Source organism: Pseudoalteromonas sp. S558 (genome assembly GCF_005886635.1).
GTDB classification, from domain to species: domain Bacteria; phylum Pseudomonadota; class Gammaproteobacteria; order Enterobacterales; family Alteromonadaceae; genus Pseudoalteromonas; species Pseudoalteromonas aliena.
Window position 1 is genome coordinate 1 of sequence record NZ_PNDU01000350.1, and the last position, 5,352, is coordinate 5,352.

Here is a 5,352-nt window from a genome sequence, read left to right on the forward strand (position 1 = left end):
AACTTTAACTCCGCTTTTAGTTACTTAACCTGAACTCTGGATAATAAATCTATCTCGAGCAGCTATTTTCAGCGCTAATTGCGTTGAATTTACTTGCAATAGATTCGCTATTGACGCGTAAATTCATCTTGTTTTCACTGAAAATCACTGACTAGAGAAAATAAATTTAAATATCACCATAATTCAATATGTTAGTAAATCTCTTAACCAGAGTTCAGGTTAACTTAAAACAATTCATAGGAAATAATAACATGCTAAAAAAACAGTTAATGAGTTTGTTAGGCCTAACTTTAATAATGTTGTCGGGGTGTAGCAGTACTGCTGAGCCACAAAAAAAAGTGGCCCCGCAGCTCAATAACCAAGCGGGAGTCGTTATTACTTCTGATGAGTTGGCTGAACTTAAAGCATCAGCAAAGCAGTGGCAGCAAGCTAAAGCCGGTGTTGAGCGTTTATTGGTTATAGAGCAAGACCTAAAGCTATTAATAAAACAACTAACCTCAGTAGCACAAGAGCAGCAATCAGCAGCCGCTGCGCAAAAAAGTGAAAGTAAAATAGCGAAAAACAGCTCGCTTAATCCAGAACCAATAGCTCCACCGGCCCCCATACAGCCAACAAAAGCACAGCCAATAAAGGTGCAGCCTCTCTTCGCGCTTCAGGTTGCCTCGGTAACAGATCAAACCCGATTACCACAAAGCTTTGCTAAAATAAAAGCGACGGCACCCACTATATTTTCAGGTAAAGTCGCTGCGAATGTCGAAAGTGTCAACGTAAATGGCACCACGTTTTATCGGCTAAAGCTTGGTGCATACATAAAGCAGGAAAACGCCGCTAAAGATTGTAATAAACTAATGCAATACCAAGTCATGTGCATTGTTAGCCACTACACAGAGCAATCATTAAAAATGTAAATCGGCATAGTAATTGCTTTGTAATTGTCATGTTTTTAGAGGATGGCAACTATGCGCCTTTTACTACCCTTATTATTTGTAAACTTAACCGCATGCAGCTTAACGCCAGAGCCTGAGCCGAGTATAAGTACCGACGCGACAAAAGCAGCGATGGCTCCTTATACCGTAAACCAATATGTGAATAACTTGAGTATTCAGCTCAGCCACATAAAAGAGCCTTATAAAAGCACTGCATTTATAGCGGTAACAAGTTTTTATTTAGCTGACGCACTGGATTCAAAACTTGCCGATGGGCAAGGCGCAGGTTTAAGCCAGCAAATTCAAGAAAGCCTTATCACGCAGTTTACGCAGCTAGGCTATAACACCATTGAATACCGACTTGAAAATAGCCTTAACTTGTCCAGCAATGCTGATTCTATTTTAAGTCGAGATATTAGCCGGTTACAGCAACGTCAGAATATTGACTTTGTGATCACCGGTACATTAACACGCCAGCAGCATGCCTATATTGCTAATGCCCGCATGGTAAATGTAAAAACGGGCCACGTTGTCTCTGCCGCCACAACAGAAATTCCAATTAATGTAATGTGGGGCAATGAAAAAATACAACAACGCGGTGATTACATATACCGTAGTGAATACTAATTAGGAGCCAATATGAAACGTTTATTATTAACTTTATTTTTGCCACTGGGCTTTGGTTGTACACAAGCAATAAACAACAGTACGCAGATAACAGACGATGCTCCGGCGTTTTTTGAGCCACAACGTGCTGTTGCAGCACCGAGTGAAAATGGCTCAATGTATCAAAGTAATATTGCTGTTATGAACAAACAAAGCCAAATAAATACCAATATACGTAAAAACATTAATCATTATGTACGTGGCATCATGCAGGATATGGCTGAAAACCTACAGTACGTGAACACAAAAACGCCGCTAGCAGTTTCAAGTTTTATATTTTTAGATCATGATTATAACGATGCTACTTTGTTAGGTAATCAAATAGCCGAAAGCTTTATGCACGAGCTGCATAATTTTGGCGTCCCCGTTATTGATTTTAAAACCACTGACTACATGCGCGTAACGCCAAGCGGAGATTATGTATTTAGCCGTGATTATTTAGAGCTTAATCAAGATCAAAACTTTAGCTATGTATTAGCGGGCACCTTGGTTAACCATCAAGGCGGAGTACTGGTCAACGCACGAATAGTCGGGCTTGAAAGTAAAGCGGTTGTAGGCTCAGCGCAGGGCTTTATTCCTCAAGCTGTGATAGATGCACTCAATAGTAGTCGTAGCAAAGATGGCTTGATGCTCAAACAAGCAAGTAAGTGAGGTTACTGATGACTAATCTAGTTAAGAAACTTATTTGTATAGCGGGCGTATCCCTATTAATTTCGGGGTGTAATTTATTACAAAGCCAGCCAAATAAAGTCACAACAGAAACGCAGCAAAGCACCACTAATAATTACGATTTTAGCCAAATGCTACAACAAGTTGAAAACGATAAAGTAGATGAGTACAAAGACTCAAGTCAGTTTATTCCAAGTAAACATCATAAAATACTAGCCAATTATGTCGAACAAATGGCGCTCGATTTAACAGAAACAATGCGTATTGAGCAAGGTATATCAATTGCAGTTGCATCGTTTGTTGATTTAGATGCCACGCTTAAAACAACGAACCAACTAGGTAATCAATTATCAGAAACGTTTATGCACCAACTGCAAAAATTTGGGTATAACACGGTAGACTTTAAAACAGCAGATTTGATTACGGTAAACAATCAAGGCGACTTTGCTTTTTCGCGTGATACATCAAAACTGGCAAAAAATAATATCGCGAGTCATATATTATCAGGTACATTGATTTATCGTGAAAATGGCGTGGAAGTCAATGCGCGTGTAATCAATGTTCAAAGCAAACGTTTAGCGGCCAGTAGCCGAAAATTAATACCACTGTATGTACTAAATAAAGAAGATATATACTTATCAAGCAATTAACTTCATTCGGTGCTTGATATAAAAAACCAGATACCGTTATAATTCAACTCATTAAGCACACCGCTTTGTGGCCTCTTAGTTAAATGGATATAACGGCCCCCTCCTAAGGGGCAGTTGCAAGTTCGATTCTTGCAGGGGCTACCAGTTAAATCAATAGGTTACGTTTTTTGTTTTTGTATGATATTTTTTATAGCACATTTATAGCGTCACAAATTGAAATATAAAGAAATTAGTGACGAAGTAGCGTAAGCAAAAATTTTTACGTCCTTTTAAGCAATTTGACATGCTGCTATAGCTCATTGACCTTTATTTGTAAGTCAGATGCAAAAGCTTTTATGTCATCAATGGCTTGATATAAATCTTGAACTGTTAAGTTGATAGGCTCGTTACTTTTGGTATGCCCATTTCTGTGGACAATATCGTGACGTAGTGACGTAATTTTAGATACTGTAGATATATCAATGTTTAACTTTTGATCTAAAACTTGTTCATAAACCTTTATTACTTTCGGAATATTATGAAACAGTATTTCGGATATATTTCTCAAAGCTAACGAGCCAATATTTAATTCGGTTGTGGCCAATTCCGCTATTGAATACTTAGCTTTTTTTACTTCTTCTACATTTTTAATCGCATTACTTAGAAATTCACTGCGTTCAGTAATAAGTGACTTTAAAGTATCTCCCAAAAATGACTCTAATAAAGTAACAGCATAAGCATAAGACATTTTTATAGTCATATTAGTGTGTAGCATAAAGGCTAGCTTTGAAGAATTTTCTAGATTAGTTTTAACCATAATTTTCAAAGCATCTAGTTCAGTTACGAAAATATTATGGATATTTGAAGAGCCATTTTCTTTGAGCCATTTTAGTTCAGCTTTCCATTCCGCTTCCTCCCATAAGTGCTCTTGGTAATCTGAATACTCTTGCATTAACTCTTGGTATTCATCTGAATTTTCGTCAAGCTCTTCTTTACTGAGTCTCTCTCTTATCCATTTATCCGCTTGTTCTTCTTGAATCTCAATAAGGTGATCTTTAGTTATACTCACAACGACTCCTTTCTATGATTTGCTGCACAACGTTTACTTATAGTGCATTTTACTAGATGCTATCTTCTAATTTTGTAATACGTTCAGACATTTTTATAAAATGCTCATTGGCTTCATTTGCATTTAATAGCTGTCTATCTTCGATCGCTTGAGTATTATATTCAAGGAGGTTCTCCATGAATGCTCCATAAAAACCAAGCGGAAGTAACAAGGACAACACGACAGAAAAAACAATCAATTCAGGAAGACATGATGCATTTGTAAAGTAGGCAACACAAACAATTATAGCAATAACTACTTTAAAAACGGTTGTAATTAAACACCACTTTTTCGCCAAATTTATTTTTTCAGTAAGAATAGATTCTTTGAATTTATCCAAAATTTACCTCTGCTAATTTATCATAATTATTTGACTGTTGCTCATGACTGAATTTTCAATATAACGCCGTACTAACTGGGCTAAAAATGTGTTGCGAATAAAACACTAACAAACTGTTTTAATAGCATTTTTAAATCTCAGCTTCTCTATATCTCGTTCGACCATATATCGGATAAAACTGAGGCTTTATGGAGCTGAATTGCTTACCATCAAAAAACACATGAGCAACACCTTCAAATAATTTATAATCCAAGGGTATTTTAGCATTTGGATTATGATAAATAGTAACCGAGTTAGCCCAATACTCCTCATATCCTTCATCTGAAATACCAACATCAAAGTCAATTGGTATATGATTATTATTAATAAATGCTTTACCTATAAGCCTAATATCAATGTCTCTTTTACCAAATTCGGCTAAAAAACCCATACGTAAAAACTTACCAATAGTGGCCTGATTGGAATGGATAACTGCGCTAATATGTTCTGAATCTGGCTGCTTAAAGAAATTAGAAGGGATTTCTTTCCCTTTCCAGTTATGCGCGTCTATTTCAGTAACTTTTTGTTTAATATGGATATTTTCTGTTACTTGATGAGTTCTTTTAGCGCCGTAAAGATAAGTCTCTAGCCCAGGGCGACTCCACATCATTGAATCCTGCTGATGGAAGTCATGTATGGCAATAAGTAATGGGTGATCTGCAACATGCTCTTTTTCCCAATACTTCTTTTTTAATTTTGAGTACAACGGGCTAACCCGAATTCAAGTTCCAAGTGCACCAAACCTTAAACCACTAATTAATAAAGACTTCTTCAGCTGTCTGATAATTTAGTATTTTCCTTGGGCGAGTATTAATTTTCATTACAACCTCTTGGAGTTGTTCATTAGTTATAGTTGAAAAATCAGTTTTCTTTGGGAAATAACGCCTGATCAGACCGTTTGTATGTTCATTTGTTCCTCGTTGCCACGAACAATAAGGATCAGCAAAGTAAATAATAAAATCTAGTTCTCCTTCC

General features: G+C 36.7%; 8 protein-coding genes and 1 tRNA gene. 5 read left to right on the plus strand and 4 right to left on the minus strand.

Going from position 1 to position 5,352, the window contains the following annotated elements; all coding sequences use genetic code 11:
* The first annotated feature begins 251 nt into the window (after positions 1–251).
* The 5 genes from CWB66_RS18990 (at position 252) to CWB66_RS19010 (ending at position 3,055) form a co-directional block, all read left to right on the plus strand.
* The gene (locus tag CWB66_RS18990; protein ID WP_138586587.1) at positions 252–908 is read left to right on the plus strand and encodes an SPOR domain-containing protein; all 657 of its coding nucleotides are present in this window, start codon (positions 252–254) and stop codon (positions 906–908) included.
* A 51-nt stretch (positions 909–959) separates the two neighbouring features.
* Positions 960–1,553, plus strand: a complete 594-nt coding sequence (locus CWB66_RS18995; RefSeq protein ID WP_138586588.1) for a FlgO family outer membrane protein — start codon at positions 960–962, stop codon at positions 1,551–1,553.
* 12 nt (positions 1,554–1,565) lie between these two features.
* Complete coding sequence (locus tag CWB66_RS19000; RefSeq protein ID WP_138586589.1) at positions 1,566–2,243, plus strand: FlgO family outer membrane protein; 678 nt, start codon at positions 1,566–1,568, stop codon at positions 2,241–2,243.
* Between the two features lie 8 nt (positions 2,244–2,251).
* Positions 2,252–2,911: a FlgO family outer membrane protein gene (locus CWB66_RS19005; protein WP_138586590.1), complete on the plus strand. Its 660-nt coding sequence runs from the start codon at positions 2,252–2,254 to the stop codon at positions 2,909–2,911.
* 69 nt (positions 2,912–2,980) lie between these two features.
* Positions 2,981–3,055: transfer RNA gene (locus CWB66_RS19010), tRNA-Arg, on the plus strand.
* A gap of 145 nt (positions 3,056–3,200) precedes the next feature.
* On the opposite strand, the gene CWB66_RS19015 is transcribed toward CWB66_RS19010, so the two are convergent.
* The 4 genes from CWB66_RS19015 to CWB66_RS19030 form a co-directional block, all read right to left on the minus strand.
* Complete coding sequence (locus CWB66_RS19015) at positions 3,201–3,959, minus strand: HEPN domain-containing protein (RefSeq protein WP_138586591.1); 759 nt, start codon at positions 3,957–3,959, stop codon at positions 3,201–3,203.
* Positions 3,960–4,011: 52 nt separating this feature from the next.
* The gene (locus tag CWB66_RS19020) at positions 4,012–4,338 is read right to left on the minus strand and encodes a hypothetical protein (RefSeq protein ID WP_138586592.1); all 327 of its coding nucleotides are present in this window, start codon (positions 4,336–4,338) and stop codon (positions 4,012–4,014) included.
* A gap of 130 nt (positions 4,339–4,468) precedes the next feature.
* The gene (locus CWB66_RS19025) at positions 4,469–5,083 is read right to left on the minus strand and encodes a hypothetical protein (RefSeq protein ID WP_138586593.1); all 615 of its coding nucleotides are present in this window, start codon (positions 5,081–5,083) and stop codon (positions 4,469–4,471) included.
* Positions 5,084–5,129: 46 nt separating this feature from the next.
* Positions 5,130–5,352, minus strand: a 223-nt coding sequence (locus tag CWB66_RS19030) for an IS30 family transposase (RefSeq protein WP_138586594.1), incomplete at its 5' end; no start/stop codon positions are given.

Coding starts and splice junctions, on each gene's coding strand:
- CWB66_RS18990 (WP_138586587.1), top strand. CDS start 252: ATGCTAAAAAAACAGTTAATGAGTTTGTTAGGCCTAACTTTAATAATG.
- CWB66_RS18995 (WP_138586588.1), top strand. CDS start 960: ATGCGCCTTTTACTACCCTTATTATTTGTAAACTTAACCGCATGCAGC.
- CWB66_RS19000 (WP_138586589.1), top strand. CDS start 1,566: ATGAAACGTTTATTATTAACTTTATTTTTGCCACTGGGCTTTGGTTGT.
- CWB66_RS19005 (WP_138586590.1), top strand. CDS start 2,252: ATGACTAATCTAGTTAAGAAACTTATTTGTATAGCGGGCGTATCCCTA.